This is a genomic window from Anaerotruncus massiliensis (ex Togo et al. 2026), assembly GCF_030825285.1.
GTDB lineage: Bacteria > Bacillota > Clostridia > Oscillospirales > Ruminococcaceae > Anaerotruncus > Anaerotruncus massiliensis.
In genome coordinates this window covers 1-18,710 of record NZ_JAPJQF010000018.1, presented here as the reverse complement: position 1 = coordinate 18,710, position 18,710 = coordinate 1, and the positions used below count along the sequence as shown (strand labels likewise).

The 18,710-nt window shown below is 64.8% G+C and carries 16 protein-coding genes; all 16 read right to left on the bottom strand.

The window, feature by feature from the left end:
- Positions 1-67: 67 nt before the first annotated feature.
- Positions 68-1,516: a coproporphyrinogen dehydrogenase HemZ gene (hemZ, locus tag RCI06_RS07420; RefSeq protein ID WP_306575344.1), complete on the bottom strand. Its 1,449-nt coding sequence runs from the start codon at positions 1,514-1,516 to the stop codon at positions 68-70.
- On the bottom strand, positions 1,500-2,141 hold the full coding sequence (locus tag RCI06_RS07415; RefSeq protein ID WP_306575342.1) for an MBL fold metallo-hydrolase: 642 nt from the start codon (positions 2,139-2,141) through the stop codon (positions 1,500-1,502). Before RCI06_RS07415 ends, hemZ begins: the two co-directional genes overlap by 17 nt.
- A 66-nt stretch (positions 2,142-2,207) precedes the next feature.
- The gene (gene dtd, locus RCI06_RS07410; RefSeq protein ID WP_121586530.1) at positions 2,208-2,666 is read right to left on the bottom strand and encodes a D-aminoacyl-tRNA deacylase; all 459 of its coding nucleotides are present in this window, start codon (positions 2,664-2,666) and stop codon (positions 2,208-2,210) included.
- Positions 2,667-2,697: 31 nt separating this feature from the next.
- Entirely contained in the window at positions 2,698-4,887 is a 2,190-nt protein-coding gene (locus RCI06_RS07405) for a bifunctional (p)ppGpp synthetase/guanosine-3',5'-bis(diphosphate) 3'-pyrophosphohydrolase (RefSeq protein WP_306575340.1), read from the bottom strand.
- A gap of 45 nt (positions 4,888-4,932) precedes the next feature.
- A complete protein-coding gene (recJ, locus tag RCI06_RS07400) occupies positions 4,933-6,987 on the bottom strand; it encodes a single-stranded-DNA-specific exonuclease RecJ (protein ID WP_306575337.1) in 2,055 nt (684 codons plus the stop codon).
- 274 nt (positions 6,988-7,261) lie between these two features.
- Entirely contained in the window at positions 7,262-9,289 is a 2,028-nt protein-coding gene (locus tag RCI06_RS07395; protein WP_101551457.1) for a bifunctional 4-hydroxy-3-methylbut-2-enyl diphosphate reductase/30S ribosomal protein S1, read from the bottom strand.
- Positions 9,286-9,888 (bottom strand): 1-acyl-sn-glycerol-3-phosphate acyltransferase, encoded by a 603-nt coding sequence (locus tag RCI06_RS07390; RefSeq protein WP_101551459.1) that lies wholly within the window; start codon positions 9,886-9,888, stop codon positions 9,286-9,288. The genes RCI06_RS07395 and RCI06_RS07390 overlap by 4 nt, the downstream gene beginning before the upstream one ends.
- Positions 9,878-10,552 (bottom strand): (d)CMP kinase, encoded by a 675-nt coding sequence (cmk, locus tag RCI06_RS07385; protein ID WP_306575334.1) that lies wholly within the window; start codon positions 10,550-10,552, stop codon positions 9,878-9,880. Before cmk ends, RCI06_RS07390 begins: the two co-directional genes overlap by 11 nt.
- A gap of 14 nt (positions 10,553-10,566) precedes the next feature.
- Positions 10,567-11,802, bottom strand: coding sequence for an NAD(P)/FAD-dependent oxidoreductase (locus RCI06_RS07380; protein ID WP_306575332.1), 1,236 nt, complete (start codon positions 11,800-11,802; stop codon positions 10,567-10,569).
- Entirely contained in the window at positions 11,795-12,670 is an 876-nt protein-coding gene (locus tag RCI06_RS07375; protein WP_101551465.1) for a MurR/RpiR family transcriptional regulator, read from the bottom strand. The genes RCI06_RS07380 and RCI06_RS07375 overlap by 8 nt, the downstream gene beginning before the upstream one ends.
- 153 nt (positions 12,671-12,823) lie before the next feature.
- On the bottom strand, positions 12,824-14,269 hold the full coding sequence (locus RCI06_RS07370) for a 4Fe-4S dicluster domain-containing protein (protein WP_101551467.1): 1,446 nt from the start codon (positions 14,267-14,269) through the stop codon (positions 12,824-12,826).
- Positions 14,270-14,311: 42 nt separating this feature from the next.
- Positions 14,312-15,481 carry a SpoIIE family protein phosphatase gene (locus RCI06_RS07365; protein WP_276871295.1) on the bottom strand — a complete coding sequence of 390 codons (1,170 nt, stop codon included), beginning with the start codon at positions 15,479-15,481 and terminating at the stop codon, positions 14,312-14,314.
- 2 nt (positions 15,482-15,483) lie between these two features.
- Positions 15,484-17,178 (bottom strand): [Fe-Fe] hydrogenase large subunit C-terminal domain-containing protein, encoded by a 1,695-nt coding sequence (locus tag RCI06_RS07360; RefSeq protein ID WP_306575329.1) that lies wholly within the window; start codon positions 17,176-17,178, stop codon positions 15,484-15,486.
- Positions 17,175-17,426 carry a (2Fe-2S) ferredoxin domain-containing protein gene (locus RCI06_RS07355; protein ID WP_121586520.1) on the bottom strand — a complete coding sequence of 84 codons (252 nt, stop codon included), beginning with the start codon at positions 17,424-17,426 and terminating at the stop codon, positions 17,175-17,177. Before RCI06_RS07355 ends, RCI06_RS07360 begins: the two co-directional genes overlap by 4 nt.
- Positions 17,427-17,605: 179 nt before the next feature.
- Positions 17,606-18,142, bottom strand: coding sequence for a M48 family metallopeptidase (locus RCI06_RS07350; protein WP_101551475.1), 537 nt, complete (start codon positions 18,140-18,142; stop codon positions 17,606-17,608).
- An 11-nt stretch (positions 18,143-18,153) separates the two neighbouring features.
- A complete protein-coding gene (locus tag RCI06_RS07345; RefSeq protein ID WP_101551478.1) occupies positions 18,154-18,462 on the bottom strand; it encodes an acylphosphatase in 309 nt (102 codons plus the stop codon).
- Positions 18,463-18,710: the final 248 nt, after the last annotated feature.

Sequence of the window (18,710 nt, the reverse complement as noted above, 5' to 3'; positions counted from 1 at the left end):
GTCCGTTAGATTCTAGTGATATTATACACGCTGGCCGGGGCTTTTACAAGCGCCCGCCGCGGATTTCCTATTCCAGGTAAAATTCCCGCACCCGTTTTTTGCGCCGCAGGACCTCGTCGAACCGGGAAAGATACTCGTAAGGGTACTTGTAGTTATAGACCCGCTCGATCTCCCCGGTGACCGGGTGGCGCAGCTTGGTGGACGCGCCCGCCCCCACCGCGAGGATGGTGTGCGTCTCGTCCATGATGTAGACGTTGTAGAGTCCCTCCCGGCCGGGCAGCGAATAGCCGACGTTTTCGAGGTTCGCGAGGGTGCCGTTCTGCCGGTAGAGGTAGTAGGGCCGCTGGCCCGCGGCGGCCGCCGCGCGGCGCGCGTAGCCGACCATCCCGTCCACGAGCGCGAGCTCGGCGCGCGCCTCGCCGAAGGAGAGCCGGGAGGCCCGCTTGACCGTCAGCGTGTGCACCGTGACGTTCTCGGGCGCGAGGGCGAGCACCCCGTCGACACTCGCGCGAAAGCCCTCGGGCGTGTCGGTCGGGAGCCCCGCGATCAGGTCGGCGTTGATGCAGTCGAAACCCACCTTCCGCGCGAGTTCGAACGCCTCGAAGAACCGCGCCGACGTGTGGCGGCGGCCGATCTCCGCGAGCACCCCGTCCGAGAGGGTCTGCGGGTTGATGCTCACCCGCCGCCCGCCGCCCGCCTTGATGGCGCGCAGCTTGTCCTCCGTGACCGTGTCGGGGCGGCCCGCCTCGACGGTGTATTCCCACGCCGAGGCCACGTCGAAATGCGCCGCGACCGCGTCCATCACGCGGGAGAGCTGGTCCGCCGTGAGGGTGGTGGGGGTGCCGCCGCCGAAATAGACGGTGCGCAGCCGAAGCCCCAGCTCCCGCGCGATCTCTCCGGTGGCGGCCAGCTCGCCGCACAGCCTGTCCACATAGTCGGGGATCAGCTTCGCGGCCTGCTCGACCGAGTGGGAGACGAACGAGCAGTAGGCGCACCGGGTCGGGCAGAAGGGCACCGAGACGTAGAGGGAAAAGCTGTCGGGCGTCGACCGGGAAAGCAGCTCCCGCTCAACGGCGGCCGTCTCCACGGCGAGAGAGAACTTCTCCCCACTCACCAGCCGCTCGTCCATGAAATGGCGGCGCAGGGCCGCCTCGTCCATCCCTTCCTCCATCCGCGCCGCGAAGAGCTTGACCGGACGGATGCCGGTGAGCACCCCCCAGGGCGGGCGGACGCCCGTCCCCTCGGACAAAAGCGTATAGGCCAGCACGCCGAAGCGGTGCTCCAGCCCGGCGGTTCCCCCGGCGGGCGCCTCGGCCCGCAGGGCGCGGGGGGAGCCGTCCCCCAGGCGCGAAACCGCCTCGAGAAGCCCCTCCCGGTACCGGGCGTGCAGAAAATCGCCCGCGAAATCCTCCGGGGGCGCGCCCTGCTCCACGGCGACCTTCTCGCCGGGGAAAAACATCTGTGTGAGCCGCTGGAGCTCGTAGCCGCAGGCGTGCCCGTCAATAAAGACCGTCATGCGCCGCTCCGCTCATGTAGGGGTTGTGCCTGCGTTCCCGCTCGAGGGTGCTCTCGGGGCCGTGGCCGGGCAGCACCCGGTAATCCCCCGGCAGCGCCGCGAGCTTTTTGAGCGAGGCGAGCATCGATGGGTAGTCCCCGCCGTAGAGGTCGATCCGCCCGATGTCCCCCGCGAAGAGGGTATCCCCCGTGAAGAGCAGGTCGCCGCATTTGTAGCTGACCCCGCCCGCCGTGTGTCCGGGGGTGTCGATCACCTCGAAGCGCATCGGCCCCGCCGTGACCGCGTCCCCCTCCCCGAGCAGCAGGTCGGGGGTGAGCAGGTAGTCCTCGTCGGTCATGCCGCGCATGATCGCGAGGCTCTTGCGGCGGTCGGCGAGCATCTCGAGATCCCGCCGCCCGACCGCCAGCTTGCAGCCGAACGCCTCCCGCAGCGCCCGCACCGCGCCGATGTGGTCGTAGTGCCCGTGGGTCAGCAGGATGTATTCGGGGCGCAGGCCCTTTTCCCGCAGGGACGCCTCGAGCTTTTCCGCCTGGAAGCCCGGGTCGATGACCACGCTCGCCTCCCCGTCCGCGACGATGTAGCAGTTGGTGCCCATCGTGCCGACCGGCATCGTGTATACTTTCATCTTTTCACCTCTGGCAGCAATTCCCGCGCAGTCCCCGGCGGAAACGCCGCCGGGACCGGGCGCGGGTTATTTCTTCATGATTTCGTCCGTGTCGAGCAGGATGGTCACCGGGCCGTCGTTCTCGATCGACACGCGCATGTCCGCGCCGAACGCCCCCGTCTCGACGGGGGAGACGCCCGCGTCCTTCGCCGCGGCGACGAACCGCAGGTAGAGGGCGTTGGCCTCCTCCGGCGCGGCCGCGCCCGTAAAGGAGGGCCGCCTCCCCCGCCGCGCGTCGGCGCAGAGGGTGAAGTTGGAGACGACGAGCATTCCGCCGCCCACCTCCAACAGGGATTTGTTCATCTTGCCGTTTTCGTCCTCGAAGACGCGCAGGCCGGCGGCCTTTTCCGCGAGGAAATCCGCCTCGTCCACCCCGTCGCCCGTCACGACGCCGAGCAGGACCGCGAGCCCCTGCCCGATCTCCCCGAGCACCCGCCCGCCGGACGTGACCTTCGCGGACGAAACACGCTGCAATACCGCTTTCATGGCGATCCCCCTACCAGTTTATTCCGGGCCGCTACTGCACAGACCTTGTGACGCTCGTCACGCCCGGGATCTTTCTGAGGTTTCCGATGATAAAGTTGAGCTGATCGATGTCGCTGACCGTGAAGGTCACCGTCACGATGTTCTCCCCCGTCTTGACCTCGCGGGCCATCAGGGTGCTGATCGAGATGCGCATCGTGGAAAGCGCCACCGAGATGTCCGCCAGCGCGCCGATGCGGTCGTCGGTGACGATCTCGATCGTGCTCTTGAAGTGCTCCTTCTTGGCGCTCTCCATCGCCCATTCGGCCCGCACCCAGCGTTCGGCGTTGTTCGGGTCGTTGATGGAGTTTATGACGTTCGCGCAGTCCTTTTTATGGATCGACACGCCGAAGCCCCGCGTCACGAAGCCGATGATCTCGTCCCCCGGCAGCGGGTTGCAGCAGCGCGCGAACTTGACCAGGCAGCTGTCCAGCCCCTCGACGATCACGCCGCTCGAGGCGCCCTTCACGCGGTGCGGCTTGATTGGCACCCGCTCGGTCGGGTCCTCCGGCTCGACGGTGCGGTACATCTTGACGTAGTCCTCTTTGACGCGCGGCATGATCTTGGAGAGCAGCACGCCCCCGTAGCCGACCGCCGCCAAAAAGTCGTCCACCACCTCGAAGTGCTGGCGCTTGGCGACCGCGAGCAGGAACTCCTTCGCCTTGCCCTCCGGCAGGGTGATCATGTTGCGGCGGAACTCCCGTTCCAGCTCGGCGCGGCCCTGCTCGATGTTCTCCTCGCGGCGCTCCTTCTTGTACCAGTTGCGGATCTTGTTGCGCGCCTCGGTCGTCTTGACGATCTTGAGCCAGTCGCGGCTCGGCGCGTGGTCCTTCGCGTTGGTCGTGACGACCTCGATGATCTGGCCGGTGCGCACCGGCGTGTCGAGCGCGACCATCCGCCCGTCGATCTTTGCCCCCACCATCCGGTTGCCCACCTCGGTGTGGATGGCGTAGGCGAAGTCGATGACCGTCGAGTCCACCGGCAGGGCGATCACGTCCCCCTTGGGCGTGAAGACGTAGACCTCCTCGGGCGAGAGGTCGCTCTTGATCGAGCGGACGATGTCTTCGACGTCGTCCGCCTCCTTCTGGTTCTCGATGAGCTGGCGGATCCACGCGAGGCGCTCCTCGAGCTTGTCGTGCCCGGTGATGCCCGCCTTGTATTTCCAATGGGCCGCGATGCCGTATTCCGCCGTGTGGTGCATATCCCAGGTGCGGATCTGCACCTCGAAGGGGATGCCCTCTTTGTCGATGACCGTCGTGTGGAGCGACTGGTACATGTTCGGCTTGGGGGTGGAGATGTAGTCCTTGAAGCGGTTGGGCAGCGGCCGGAAGAGGTCGTGAATGATGCCGAGGATGTTGTAGCACTCGTTGACCGAGTCGACGATGATGCGCACCGCGTAGATGTCGAAGATCTCCTCGAAGGCGCGGCCCTGGATGTAGACCTTGCGGTAGATGCCGTAGACGCTCTTGACCCGCCCGTCGATGTAGACCTCGCTGTATTCCGACGCGAGCCGCTCGCGGATCTTCGCCTTGATCTTTTCCAGGAAGCTCTGGCGGTCGGCCTTTTTGAGCTCGAGCATCTTTTCGATCTCGTGGTAGGCCACCGGGTCGAGGTAGCGCAGGGAGATGTCCTCGAGCTCCTCCTTGACCGCGCGGATACCAAGCCTGTGCGCCAGCGGCGCATAGACCTCCATCGTTTCAAGCGCCTTGTCGCGGCGCTTCTGCTCGGGCATGACCTCGATCGTGCGCATGTTGTGCAGCCGGTCGGCCAGCTTGATGATGATCACGCGCACATCCTGCGCCATGGCGAGCAGCATCTTGCGCACGTTCTCCGCCTGCTGCTCCTCGCGGGAGGTGAAGCTGATCTTGCCCAGCTTGGTCACGCCCTCCACGAGCAGCGCCACGTCCGCGCCGAACTGCTTCTGGACCTGTTCGGCCGTGACGTCGGTGTCCTCCACCACGTCGTGCAGCAGCGCGGCCTCGACGCATTCGCTGTCCATGCCGAGGTCGACCAGGATGATCGAGACGGCGATCGGGTGGGAGATATACGGCTCCCCCGATACGCGGCACTGGCCCTTGTGGGCCTCTCTGGCCACCTCGTAGGCCGCAAGGATCTTTTCTCGGTCGTAGGGACGGCCGCTCTTTTCGATCGCCTGCAGCAGATCTTCAATTACATAGTATTTCATTCGCTTCCTCCATCACGGGCGATTGCCCGCAACCAGGTTGCCGGTTCATACGCCGGCCGGCAGGCTTCGGGATTGCAGCTCCCGCAGGATTTTCGACTGGGAGATATCCACCTTCTGCGGATTGGGCACCACCGCCACATGCCTGCCGCCCGGGCCGCGGGTGACGAGGTGCATCTCGTCGAGCACGTCGATCGCGAGCTTCAGCTTGCACAGGCAGGAGATGTTCCCCCGCAGCTTCGCGTAGATCACCTCGTCGGGCGCCGAAAGGTTGCCCTTCGAGCGCAGGTAGCGGTAGACCACCGCGATGTCGTCCCGGCTGGGCACCACCTGCGCCCTCGCCGGCTCCTCCACCGGCTCGCTGCGGCGCAGCCGCTGGTAGACCTGCTCCGAGTGGTGGATCTTATCGTAATCGATCCCCGTCAGGTGGATGTCCTTCACCTTGACCGAGACGCGCAGCTCGCCGTTCCACTCCCCCACGTCGACCGTCGCGGCCAGATCGACCACCTCGCCGACCGCATAGGGAAAGTTTTCCTGCGTCATGCCGAAATAGACCGCGTAAAAGACCGTGTCCTCCCCCGCGAACCGCAGCCGCAGGTGCTTGCCCTCCCCGATGGGGTAGACCCCCTGGAGGGTGCAGCCGGGAATTTGGAAGACGGGCAGCTCGTTGCCCGAGCCGAACGGCTCGAGCAGTGCGAGCGGCTGGATCGAGTGGACGTTGAGCTGGCGCGGCGAGAGGGCGCAGTCGATGTTGATCGTCTGCTGGGGCATCTCGGGGTAGTGCTCCGCCGCCCAGAGGTTGATTTTTTCGATGAAGGCGGGCAGCTTTTCCATCGGGACCGTCAGCCCGGCGGCCTGGTTGTGCCCGCCGTAGCGCACGAGCAGCTCGGAGCAGGAGTCGATCGCGTCGATAATCGAGAAGCCCTCGACGCTGCGGCCCGAGCCGCGCGCGTTCTCCCCCTCGACCGACAGCACGATGCAGGGCTTACCGAACCGCTCGACCATACGCGAGGCCACGATGCCCACGATGCCGTGGTGCCAGCCCTCGCCGTAGATGACGATCACCCGGCGGCCGAGCGCCTCTGCGTCCGATTCAAGCTGCTGCATGATCTGCCGGACGATCTGGTCCTCGATCGCGCGGCGCTTCTCGTTGAGGGAGTTGATCCCCCCGGCCAGCTCCTCCGGCTCGTCGCCGCCTCCCACGAAGAGCTCGATCGCGTTGTCGACGCAGTCGAACCGGCCCGCCGAATTGATGCGCGGCACGATGCCGTAGGCGATGTTCTCGCAGGAGAGCTGCTTATCCGCCATGCCGCACACCCGGATGAGCGCGGCCAGGCCCTCGTTGTCGGTGTTCTGGAGGCTCTCGAGCCCCCGCCGCACGATCGTGCGGTTTTCGCCGGTGAGCGGCACGATGTCCGCCACCGTCGCCACGGCGACGAGGTCGCCGTACTGGTCGAGCATCAGCTCTCCGTCGTCCCCCTCGAGCGCGCAGATGAGCTTGAAGGCCACCCCCACGCCCGCGAGATATTCGCACCCGCTCTCGTCGTCGAAGCGGTGCGGGTCGACCACCGCGGCCGCCGCGGGCAGCACCTCGCGCGGCTTGTGGTGGTCGGTGATCACCACGTCGAGCCCGAGCGAGGAGGCGTACTCCACCTCACCGATCGCCGTGATGCCGTTGTCCACCGTGATGACGAGGCGCACCCCGTCGTCGTGGATGAGCTTCAGCGCCTCCCGGTTGAGGCCGTAGCCCTCCCGGTCGCGCTGGGGGATGTAATAGCAGACGTCCGCGCCCGCGGACTCGAGATAGCTGTAGAGCACGACCGTCGACATGATGCCGTCGCAGTCGTAGTCGCCGTAGACGGCGATCCGCTCCCCCTCGGAAAGCGCCCGCCGGATGCGCGCCACGGCCTTATCCATGTCGCGGATCGCCAGCGGGTCGGTCAGCGTCCCGTCCGGAGACAGGAACCGTTCGATCTTTTCCCGGGTGTCATACCCTCTGCCGGCCAGCACCCGCACGGCAATCAGCGGCAGGCCCAGCTCGCTCGCGAGCCGCTTGGCCGCCGCCTCGTCGGGGCGCCGGACGTTCCAGCGTTTTATCGGCACGTAGATTCCTCCGTTTTCCGCAGATACCTCCCGCCGTCCCCGCGGAAAATCCGCAGGAAACCGGGCGCGGAGGCCGGAAGGCCCCGCGCGGCGGGAAAACCGTAAAAGTCATCGATGCTTGCCATTCATACAGCAAGAGATATTGTACCACTTTTTTGCCAAAAACACAATATACGGCTCCAAAGCGGTTTCTTCGGCAGGCCCCGTCCCAAAACGCCGCTCCCAAATGAAAACCGGCAGGACGCGAAGCGCCCTGCCGGTAAAACGGTTCTGTTTATTCCGCGGAATCCTCGGGGATCTCGCCCTGCGCGCCGTCCGGGCCGGCCTCGTAGACAACGGCGGACTCCTCGGCGGCGGGAGCTTCCTCCTCGGCCGGCGCGGGCGCCTTGTCGGCGAGCAGCGCGCGGATCGAGAGGCTGACGCGCTTCTTCTCGCTGTCGAGCTCGGTGATCTTCACCTCGACCTCCTGGCCGATCGCAAGCACGTCGGAGGGCTTGTTGATCCGCTCGTTGGAGATCTGGCTGATGTGGATGAGCCCGTCCACGCCCGGGATGATCTGGGCGAACGCGCCGAACGGGGTCATCGAGACGACCTTGACGGTGCAGACGGTGCCGACCGCGTAGTCACGCTGCATGATGACCCACGGATTGTCCTCCGCCTTCTTGTAGCCGAGGGAGATCTTCTTGTTCTCCGCGTCGATGTCCTTGATGTAGACCTCGACCGTGTCGCCCACGCTGACAATCTCGGAGGGGTGCTTGATGCGGTTCCAGCTCAGCTCGGAGATGTGCACCATGCCGTCCACGCCGCCCAGGTTGACGAACGCGCCGTAGCTGGTGAGAGATTTGACGACGCCGGTGTAATGCTTGCCGACCTCGACCTCCTGCCAGAACTTCTCCTCGAGCTCGCGGCGCTGCTCGCGCAGGACCGCACGGATCGAACCGACCGCGCGTTTGCGCTGGCGGTTGACTTCCAGAATCTTGAACTGGACCTTCTTCTTGAGCAGGTCCTCCAGGCTGTCGTTACGGGAAAGGGTGGCCTGGGAGGCGGGGATAAAGACCTTGACGCCGTTGGTCAGCGCCAGCACGCCGCCCTTGATGACCTCCACGACGGTGCCCTCGAGGATCTCCTCGGTGTCCACCGCGTTCATGACCTTCTCGAAACCGGCAATTGCATCGAGGCGCTTCTTGGAGAGCATCACGGTGCCCTCGACGTCATTGACGCGCACGACCAGCAGGTCCATCTGGTCGCCAACCTTGACGAGCTCCTCAGGCTTCGCGTTGGGGTCGTCGGTCAGTTCGGACAGCGGGACGTAGCCCGCGTGCTTGGTGCCGATGTCGACGGAAATCTCGTTCGGCGCGATCCCCGTGACGGTCGCTGTGACCTTCTCCCTGTTATCTATTGTTTTGAAGGATTCATTCAACATCTCTTCAAAAGAAAGCTCGTCCTGATCTTTAAGAATCTCACTCATGGTTTTATGTACCTCCTTAATTATGCAAGCCGGCGTCGACGCGCCCGCTGTAACGCCAATCCTAGTATAACCGCCCAGATCGAGATCATGCAGCTCCGCCGCAGACTCGATCAGAAAGGTGTCGCAATACGCCCCGCAGAGCTGCGCCAGCTTGGCGGTGTTGGAGCTTTTCCGGCCGCCGATCACGATCATCGCATCGCTTTGGGCCGCCAGCTCCCGCGCCTCAGACTGTCGTTTTTCAGTAGCAATACATATTGTATCAAATATTCGGAGCTTTGTACACACTTTTTTAAGTTTTTCTACACATTTTTCCCATTCCGGCACCGAAAAAGTCGTCTGTGCAAGCAGGGTGACGGGCCGGTTTCCACCATTATCCAAAATCGGAATGATTTTGTCAAGCTCTTCCGCCGAACGGAAGATGTGCGTCTCCCCCTCGCAGAAGCCCGCGATCCCCACCACCTCCGGATGGGAGGGGTCCCCCGCGATGAGCGTGACGCTCTCCCCCGAGTGCTCCGCCGCAAGCCGGTGGAGCTTCTCGACATAGGGGCAGGTCGCGTCGACCACCCGCGCGCCCGACGCCGCCAGCTCCTCGTAGACCTGCGGCGGCACCCCGTGCGACCGGATGATCACCGTCCGGCCGTCCGTGTTCTCCGCGGGGCTTTCAATCACCCGCACGCCCGCGCGCGCGAGCTCCTCCACGATCCGGGGGTTGTGGATGAGCTCCCCGAGCGTGCAGGCGGGCGTCCCCGAACGGGCCTCCGCGAAGGCGGCGTCCACCGCCCGCCGGACCCCGAAGCAGAAGCCCGCCGTCTTCGCCACCGTGATCCGTTTCAAATCCCGTCCTCCAGCAGCCTGACGATCTCGTCCATCACAAGGCGGCTGGCCTCCTTGAGCTCGTGCGGCGCGATCTCCGCGCCGAACCCGAACCGCGCGTTTTCGATCGGCTTTCCGTAGCGGACGGTCACCGGCGACCGGAAGCCGATCCGCTCCCCGAAACAGACGGCGCAGGGCACCACGTCCGCCCCCGTCTGCTGCGCGATCATCGCGACCCCCGACTTGGGACGGCCGGGCGTTCCCGTCTTCGAGCGGGTGCCCTCGGGGAACATCCCCAGCACGCCGCCCCCGGTGATGATGCGGTCCGCCCAGTCGATCGCGCCGGTGTCCCCCTTGCCGCGCTCGATCGGGAAGGCGCCCAGCGCGGTGATGATCCTGGCGAAAAGCGCGTTCTTCTGGAAGAGCTCCGCCTTGGCCATGTAGCAGACCTTGTGACGCTTGACCGGGATCCCCGCCAGCACCGGGTCCCAGTTGGAGCGGTGGTTGGCCGCAAGGATGAATCCCCCGCCGTCGGGGACGTTTTCGAGGCCGACCACCCGGAACCGGAAGGCCAGCCGCAGGAAGACGGCGCACAGCGCCCTTACGACCTTATAAAACATCGCGCAGCCTCTCCTTCACCAGCTTGGTGAGCACCTGGACCGACTGCTCGAGGGTGTTGCCCGTCGTGTCGACGAGCAGGGCGTCGTCCGCCTGCTTAAGCTGCGCGATCGCCCGGTGCGAGTCGTTGTAGTCGCGCTGCCTGACCTCCTCGAGCAGCGCGCCGTAGTCGACGTCGTGCCCCTTGGCCTTCAATTCGTCGTACCGGCGGCGCGCCCGCTCCTCGGGCGACGCCGTCAGGAAGATCTTCACCTGCGCGCCGGGCAGCACGATCGTGCCGATGTCGCGGCCGTCCATGACCACGTCGTGCTCGACCGCCATATTCTGCTGGAGCGCGAAGAGGAACTGCCGCACCGCCGGGATGGCGCTCACATTGCTCGCGGCCATCGAGACCTCCGGGCGGCGGATCTCCTCCGACACGTCGTAGCCGTTGAGGAACACCCGCTGCTCCCCGTTCTTGTAGCGCAGCTCCACCTTGATGCCGCCGAGCAGCCGCTCGACCCCCGCCGGGTCGTCCGTCGCCACACCGTTGGCGTTGGCGTAGAGGCCGATCGCGCGGTAGAGCGCGCCCGTGTCCACATAGATATAGCCGAGCTCCTTCGCGATCGCGCGGGCGATCGTGCTCTTGCCCGCGCCCGCGGGTCCGTCTATCGCTATCGAAATCATCCGTTTCTCTCCTTTTATCCGTTCCGATTGACGCCCTTCGCGGCCAGGAGGGCCGTCGACCAGGCAATCTGGAGGTTGTAGCCCCCAGTCAGCGCGTCCACGTCGATCACTTCCCCCGCGAAATAGAGCCCCTTCACGAGCTTGGACTCCATCGTGCGCGGGTCGATCTCCCGGACCGCCACGCCGCCCGCCGTGACCACCCCCGCCTCGACGGGCAGCAGCCCCGCCGGCGTGACCGGCAGCGCCTTTAAAAGCGCGGCGAACGCCCGCCGCTCCTCCCGCGTGACCGCGTTCACCTTGCGGTCGGGCGGAATCCCGCTCAGGCGCACCGCGACCGGGATGAGCTTTTTGGGCAGGAGCTGGTCGAGGGCGTTTGCAAAGTCGCGGTTTTTCGCCGCGGAAAAGTCCCGCAGCAGCCGCGCGTCGAGCTGCCGGTCGTCGAGCCCCGGCTTGAGGTCGATCTCCATCCGGAAGCCCCCCGGGTCCCCCGTCAGGTAGGAGGAGGCGGAGAGGACCAGCGGCCCCGACACGCCGAAATGGGTGAAGAGCATCTCCCCCAGCTCGGAGAAGACCGCCTTTCCCCGCGCGTCCCGCAGGGTGAGGGTCACGTTTTTGAGGGAAAGCCCCATCAGCTCGGCGCACCACGTCTCCTTCGCGCGCACCGGCACGAGGGAGGCCCGCGCCGGGACGACCGTGTGGCCGAGCGCCTTTGCCAGCCGCCAGCCGTCCCCCGTCGAGCCGGTCGCGGGATAGCTGCACCCGCCGGTGGCGACGAGCACCGCGTCCGCGGAAAGCTCGCGGCCGTCCTCCAGCCGCACGCCCCGCACGCTTCCGCCCTCCGCCAGGATGCCAGTCACGCGCGCGGATGCTTCCAGCCGCGCGCCGGACGCCTTCGCAAAGCGGACGAGCGCGTCCGCCACGTCGGCCGCCCGGTCGGACACCGGGAACACCCGGCCTCCCCGCTCGGTCTTGAGCGGCACGCCGAGCGACTCGAAGAACGCCATCGCGTCCGCCGGGGAAAAGGCGCTGGCCGCGCCGTAGAGGAAGCGCGGATTGGTGCGCACATTCCGCAAAAAGTCCTCGGGCGAGCAGTTGTTGGTGACGTTGCAGCGGCCCTTGCCGGTGATCAGCAGCTTGCGGGCGGGGCGCGCCCCCCGCTCGAGCACCGTGACCGACGCGCCGCCCTTCGCGGCGAAGCCCGCCGCGAACAGCCCGGCGGCTCCCCCGCCGATCACGACAAGGTCAGACACCGGCTTCCTCCCCGCGCTTTTCGTAGACCTCGTATTCGTCCCAGATCTGTTCGAGACGGTCGTAGGTGCGGGCGATCTCGTCGTGCTTTTTCATGCCCACCGCCACGATCAGGGCGTTGATGAGGGAGAGGGGCGCGACGAGCGAGTCGATGAAGGAGACCATGTCGCTGCGCGCCATCAGCACATAGTCGGCGTTCTCGGCCAGCGGAGACTGGTTCGAGTCGGTGAGCGCGATGACCTTCGCGCCGCTCCGGGCGGCGAAGTGGGAGGCCTGCACCGTCCGCTTGGAGTAGCGCGGGAAGCTGATGCCGATGAACACGTCCTCCGGCCCGATGCGCATGATCTGCTCGAACATCTCGCTGCGGGAGGTGGTGTTGATGAGGCGGACGTTCGGGAAGATGTGGTTGAAGTAGAAGCTCAAAAACTGCGCGAGCGCCGACGAGGAGCGCACGCCGATGATATAGATGCTCTTCGCCGCGCAGATGCAGCCGACCGCCGACTCGAAATCGGCGCGGCTCGTCTCCTCGAGGGTGCGGCGGATCTTTTCGATGTCCTTGCCGAGCACCTTGGCGAGCACGTCGGCGTTTTCGAGCTGGTCGCTCGTCACGTCCATCCGCTGCACGGTGGTCAGCTTGTTGCGGATGAGCTCCTGGAGCGCCCTCTGCAGCTCGGGGTAGCCCGCGAAGCCCACCTCCGACGCGAAGCGCACGACGGTCGATTCGCTCACCCCCACCGTGCTGCCCAGCTTGCTGGCGGTCATGAACGCCGCCTTGTCAAAATGGTTGATCATGTAGTTGGCGATCAGCCGCTGCCCCTTGGAAAACTGCGGGGTCATTTTGCCGATGAGCGCCAATAAATCCTGGCCCATATCCGATCCTTTCCTTCTGCATCCTGCAAAACGCAAGGTGATCCTCTTTCAGCTTTCTATCATAGCGGAATTCCGCCGGAAAATCAAGCGCGTTCGGATAAAATGGCAGAAAAAATGCAGGACTTTTTGCAAAGTCCTGCATTTCGGGGCGGATTATTTGGCAATTTGTGTAACGGCGATGGCGTCGAGGATCGTTTTTTCCTTGGCGAGCTGGCCGTACTTGTTGACCTCGGTCTTGTCCTTGGGGCCGTGGGTCACGCAGGCCGCGCCGCCAATGCAGCCGCCCACGCAGGCCATGCCCTCGATGAAGTTGTTGGGCAGCAGGTTTTTGTTCGCCTTGAGCAGCGCGATCCTGCACTCCTCGATGCCGTCGCAGGCGATCGGGTTCGCCTTGAACTGGTCCTCCGGGATGCCGTGCTCCTTGAGCGCCTCGGCCACCGCGTCGGAGAGGCCGCCGCTGCGCGCGAAGATGCGCCCGTAGTAGGAGGCGTTGTCGAGCAGGCTCTCCTCGAGGTTCTCGACGTTCACCTCGCGCGCGTCGAAGAGGGCCTGGAGCTCCTCAAAGGTGATGACGCAGTCGATGCCGGTGATATGCTCCTGCTGGAACTCCATCTTCTTGGCGGTGCAGGGGCCGACGAAGACGCACTTCGCGGTGGGGTCGGTCCGCTTGATGAACCGCGCGACCGCCTCCATCGGGGAGGGGTTGTGGGAGATCTTGTCCACAAGCCCCGGGAAGGCGCTCTTAATGTAGGCGACGAACGCCGGACAGCAGGAGCTGGTCAAAAAGCCCTTCTCAACGAGCTCCGCGGCCTCCGCGTAGGCCACCATGTCCGCGCCGAGCGCCGCCTCGATGACGCTGTGGAAACCGATCTTCCGAAGCCCCGTCACGACCTGCCCGGTCTTGGCGTAGCTGAACTGGGAGGAGATCGACGGCGCCACGACCGCGTAGACCTTGTATTTCGTGTTGTTCTCGCTCTCCCGCATGATCGTCAGCGCGTCGAGCAGAAACGACTTGTCGACGATCGCGCCGAACGGACACTGGTAGACGCAGGCGCCGCAGGAGATGCACTTGTCGTTGTCGATCTTCGCGGAGTTGTCCCGGTGCATGCTGATCGCGCCGATTTTGCAGGCGTTCTCGCACGGGCGGGTGTACTTCATGATCGCGGTGTAGGGGCAGGCGGTCGCGCACTTGCCGCACTCAATGCACTTCTCCTGGTTGATGCGCGCCTTGCCGTCGCGCACCTCGATCGCGCCCGTCGGGCAGGCGTGCTCGCAGCGGTGCGCGATGCACCCGCGGCAGGCCGAGCCCACGTGGTAGCGGTTGACCGTGCACTCGTCGCAGGCGATGCGCAGCACCTCGATGACGTTGGCGTTCTCCTTGTCGCCGCCCATCGCCATGCGGACCCGCTCGGTGATGATCGCGCGCTCCTTGTAGACGCAGCAGCGCGTCGTCGGCTTGGGGCCGGGGGCGATGTCCATCGGGATGTCCCGGTAGGCGCTCTCGAGCGTCCCCTGGTCGAAGTGCTCGACGACCCCCTTGAGGACCTTGTATTTCAGCATCTGGACGTTGGTGTCGAAATTGCGTTCGGTAATTTGCATCTGTTACCCTCCATTGACGCGGCTGGCCGCGGGTTTGGTCATCTAGTAGTAGCTCACCTTTACCGTCTTGCCCATCAGCTCGAGGTATTTGGCGAGGTCTTCGATCAGCCGCAGCTTGATCGAAAGATCGATCGGCATATCCGGGTTCTGGTGGGCCGGGTTCATCGCCCGCCCCACGAAGAGGTTCACGTCGGTCGCGCTCTCAAAGAGCATCTGCGCGATCAGCGAGGCGCCGTCCTTCTTGCCAATCCATTCGCTGTAGGTGTCGGTGCCCGACGAATACCGCCGCGCGAGCTCGACGACGTGCTTCATCGTGAGCACCCCCTCGGTGCACAGGTCCACGCCCTCGATAAAGCCGATCGGCGGGATCTCGGGGTCGAGGTAGTCGAGGCAGGTCCTGACGGAAGTGTGCAGGTATTTGGCCACGATCGTGGAGGTCGTGCCCCCGCAGACGATCGTCTTGCCCCCCTGCCCGAAGAAGAGCCGCATGATCTTTTCGTCGTCCTCCGGGTTGACCGGCGGGCCGATCATCAGGTTGACGAGCTGGCGCTCGCGGATGCGCAGCGCGGCCACCGTCGTGTCGTCGCCCGGCTTTCCCATATAGAGGTCGCGGCAGGCGTCGCTCACGAGCCCCGCCACCGCCTTGGCCGACATGGCCGCGTTGTAGTGGGCCTCGAGGTATTCGACGACGTTCGGCCGCTCCCAGCCGAAGTTGAGCGACTGGCCCACCCCCGCGTGGATGACGCCGTCGCTCATCGCGACGAACACGTCCCCCAGGCGCGCGGGGAAGCGGGATTCGTAGATCTTCTTGCCCGCGATCGTCTTCTCGGTCCGCTCGTAGTCGACGCTTCTGCCGTCCCGCAGCATGATCACGTCGGGGTTGTCGTACTGGATGAGGGAGACCTCGTCCCCGTGCACCTTGATCACCGTGAAGGTCGCGTAGGCCACCTGGCGCACCGAGCAGACGGGCAGCGTCTGCGCGATCGTCGTCACGCAGTCCTCCACCGTCATGTCGCTGTCCATCATCGTTGCGATGATCTTGGAGGTGAGGGTCGAGAGGATGTTCGCCTTGACGCCGCTGCCCAGCCCGTCGGCCAGCACCATCGTGAAGTCGCCGCTCGGGTTGTTCTTCACCTCGACGCGGTCGCCGCACAGCTGCTCGCCGTACTTGTTGAGGCTGATATAGCCGTTCTCCATAAACAGTTTTTCCATGGCTACTCGTCCTCCGAGAGCACGGTGTTCTTGATCTTGGTCAGCGCGATCTTCGTCTCGGCGGTCGTCTCGCCCAGCAGCGACGCGATGTCCTGGACGATGCGCATCTGCTTTTCGATCACCTTGTCGGTGATGTCGATCGTCTGGGCGCGGCGCTCGATGTACTTCTCCCTGCGCGCCTGCTCCGCCGTGATGTCCTTGAAGATGCCGAACAGGCAGTGGTGGTCCGCGTCGCGTACCACCGTCAGCTCGACGTGCTTGTCGAGGTCCGCCAGGTACATCTTCTTATCGATCACATCGTTGCCCGTCTCAAGCACATCCTGGAAATCGGTCGGGTCGATCAGGTCGATCACGTCCCTGCCGATCGCGTCCTTCGACTTGGGGATGTTGAAAAGGTGGCAGGCGGACATGTTCATCCGCTGGACGGTCAGCCGGTCGTCGAGCACCAGGATCGCGTTGGGAGACACCGCGAACACGTTGTTCGAGAAGCTCTCCGCGTTCTCCAGCAGGTAGGGCAGGCACATCGTGATGTCCGCCTTGCCGTTGTAGACCGCCTTGGCCTTGTCGCGGCAGGTCGGGTAGCCGCAGGAGCCGCAGTTGAGCTCGTCCTCCGGCTTGGTTTTGCCCATGCGCGCGAGGATGTCGGTGATCGCCGCCGCGGGCGGGTCGGGCTCGTGCACGAACTCGTTGGGGATGTGGCGCGCGAGGCCGAAATTGCAGGCGATGTCGAAGTCGGGCTTTTTGTCCTCGTCCGGCTGGGCGAACTCGTCCACCCGCACCCGGCTGTCGAGCAGGTTCTCCTGGTAGGCGCGCGCCGCGGGCCCGTTGATGCAGCTGCCCTCGCAGGCGCTCATCTCGACGAAGTACCCCTTGAGGCCGCCGCGCTCGATCGCCTCGATCGCGCGTACGCAGTTTTCCACCCCGTCGACCGCGATGTACTTGTAGCCGGTGCCGCGCGTGTGCATGCACTCGATGATGCCGCCCGTGCGCGGGAAGAAGCGGGAGGCGCGTCCCTCGCTCTCCGCCACCGGGGCGGGCGCGACCTCGATATGCCGCATCTGGAACCACTGCACGAGCTCGTCGAAGGTGAGCACGCAGTCTATGTAGCCGGGGACCTTCTGCATCTCGTCCTTTTTGGAGATGCAGGGGCCGATGAAGACGACGTAGGCGTCGGGGTATTCCTCCTTGATGAGCTTCGCGCTGGCCATCATCGGGGAGATCACCGGCGCGATGCAGGGGATGACCGCCGGGAAATACTTCTGGATGAGGGTGACGACCGTATGGCAGCAGGAGGAGATGATGACCTCCTGCTTGTGATCGCGGATGAGGTTTTCATATTCGCTCTTGACGATATAGGCGCCCTCGGCGGTCTCCCGCGCGGCGAACAGCCCGAGCTTTTTGAGGCAGCCCTCCATCTCCCCGATCCCCGAGACGGGGAACTCGCTGATAAACGAGGGGGCGAGCGTCGCGATGACCCGCTTGCCGGAGCCCACCGCCCCGATCACCTCGGTCAGGTCGCTGCGCACGCGCTTCGCGTTCTGCGGGCAGACGACGACGCACCGCCCGCACAGGATGCACTCCTCCGGGATGATCTTCGCCTGGTTGTCGGCGAAACGGATCGATTTGACCGGGCAGGAGCGGATGCACTTGTGGCAGTTTTTACAGTTGGCCTTCTTGAGGCTCAGTACGTCGGTCATTGCGGCTGCAGCTCCTTCACGACCTTATCAATGAAAATTTCCCGGGCGTTGTCGGTGTTGAGCCCAGTGACGATTTCGTCGTTCACCTTGATCGTCACGCCGTGCTGGCAGTGGCCGAGGCAGAAGGACGCGTTCAGGCTCACCTGGTCCTCCAGCTTGTATTCCGCGATCAGCTCCTTGAACGCGTTGATGATGTTGTAAGAGCCTTTGAGATGGCACGAGCTTCCGATGCAGACGTAAATTTCCATGTCGTTTCCTCCGGTTCTTGTTTTCCCGGAGGGGCCGCGGTTTCGTTCCCCTTTTCCCGCGCGACGGCCCCATCCGTTTTCTTTCTATAAGGATACTACATTTCGGTTTCTTTTTCAATGTGTTAATTCTTTAACAATATGTAAAATCCTCCGCTCTTTTTGTCATTTCATCCAAATCCTCACGTTTTCAGCAGTTTGCGCCGTTCCCTGTAGTCGGGCATCCATTTTGCCATCTCCGCGTGGAACCCCGCCTGGTGGTCGGGGTGCAGGAAGTGCACGTATTCGTGCAGCACCACGTATTCCACCGCCGCGCGCGGCTTTCCCATCAGCTGCTTGTTGAGGGTGATGCGGTTCTTCGCCGGGCAGCACACCCCCCAGCGGCTCTTCATCCACCGCACCCGCAGCTCGGGCTTTTCCGGCAGCAGGCGCGCGAAGAGCGGATAGATCCGGTCGCTCACCTCCGTGAACGCCTCGAGACATTCCGCGTCGGTGTACGCCTCCCGCGCCGCCTCGGCCTCCCCCGCATGCGCCGCCAGGCGTTCCCGTGCCCGCGCGATCCACGCCGCGCGGCCCGCGACAAACCCGTCCACCTCGGAAAGCGGCGTGCGCCGGGGCGCGGAAACATGCACCGTCCCGTCGGCGCGCACCCGCAGATTGAGGTTTTTGACCGCCTTCCGGGTCAGCTCGTATTCCACGCCGCCCGCCGTCCGCGTCATCCCTTCCCCTCCTAATTCAGCGTGCGGAAGCCGTACTCCTCGATCGGATCGAGCTTTTGCACCGTCAGGTTTTGCACCTCGCTGTAATGGCTGCCGCGCCGCACCGCCGCCGTAAACGCCTCCACCGCGTCGGGCGCGCCCTGCACCTCCATGTCCACCGCGCCGTCCTCCCGGTTGCGCACCCAGCCGGTGAGCCCCAGCCCCCGCGCCGTATAGCTGACATAGTAGCGGAAGCCCACCCCCTGCACATAGCCCTCGGCCAGCAGGTAAAGCCTCATCTTTTTCGCCACGGGCGTCTCCCCCTTTCCGGTGATCTCCATCGATTTTACCGCAAACGGACGATATTGTCGAGAGTCTGGCGGCCGCCGGCGGTTTTGGATTTTTTGCCCTGCGGGCGGCGGCGCTTTACGGGAATTGCCGCTTTCCAAGCGGCAAGAATCACTTGCGCGTTCCGCCGCGCGCCTCGGGTTCCTTTTCGGACGGACGAAAAGGAACCAAAAGTCCGCCTAAGAACCCTCCGCCTTGGGCGGCCTGCCCGGGCATAGATGCGCTCCTCGCCTGCGGCGAG

Bases quoted from the DNA above. Each gene is read 5' to 3' on its own strand.
- RCI06_RS07375 (WP_101551465.1), bottom strand. From the start codon at position 12,670: ATGGGCCAGGATTTATTGGCGCTCATCGGCAAAATGACCCCGCAGTTT.
- hemZ (WP_306575344.1), bottom strand. From the start codon at position 1,516: ATGACGGTCTTTATTGACGGGCACGCCTGCGGCTACGAGCTCCAGCGG.
- RCI06_RS07360 (WP_306575329.1), bottom strand. From the start codon at position 17,178: ATGACCGACGTACTGAGCCTCAAGAAGGCCAACTGTAAAAACTGCCAC.
- RCI06_RS07355 (WP_121586520.1), bottom strand. From the start codon at position 17,426: ATGGAAATTTACGTCTGCATCGGAAGCTCGTGCCATCTCAAAGGCTCT.
- RCI06_RS07405 (WP_306575340.1), bottom strand. From the start codon at position 4,887: ATGAAATACTATGTAATTGAAGATCTGCTGCAGGCGATCGAAAAGAGC.
- cmk (WP_306575334.1), bottom strand. From the start codon at position 10,552: ATGATTTCGATAGCGATAGACGGACCCGCGGGCGCGGGCAAGAGCACG.
- RCI06_RS07415 (WP_306575342.1), bottom strand. From the start codon at position 2,141: ATGAAAGTATACACGATGCCGGTCGGCACGATGGGCACCAACTGCTAC.
- RCI06_RS07345 (WP_101551478.1), bottom strand. From the start codon at position 18,462: ATGGAGATCACCGGAAAGGGGGAGACGCCCGTGGCGAAAAAGATGAGG.
- RCI06_RS07350 (WP_101551475.1), bottom strand. From the start codon at position 18,142: ATGACGCGGACGGCGGGCGGCGTGGAATACGAGCTGACCCGGAAGGCG.
- dtd (WP_121586530.1), bottom strand. From the start codon at position 2,666: ATGAAAGCGGTATTGCAGCGTGTTTCGTCCGCGAAGGTCACGTCCGGC.
- RCI06_RS07365 (WP_276871295.1), bottom strand. From the start codon at position 15,481: ATGGAAAAACTGTTTATGGAGAACGGCTATATCAGCCTCAACAAGTAC.
- RCI06_RS07370 (WP_101551467.1), bottom strand. From the start codon at position 14,269: ATGCAAATTACCGAACGCAATTTCGACACCAACGTCCAGATGCTGAAA.
- RCI06_RS07390 (WP_101551459.1), bottom strand. From the start codon at position 9,888: ATGTTTTATAAGGTCGTAAGGGCGCTGTGCGCCGTCTTCCTGCGGCTG.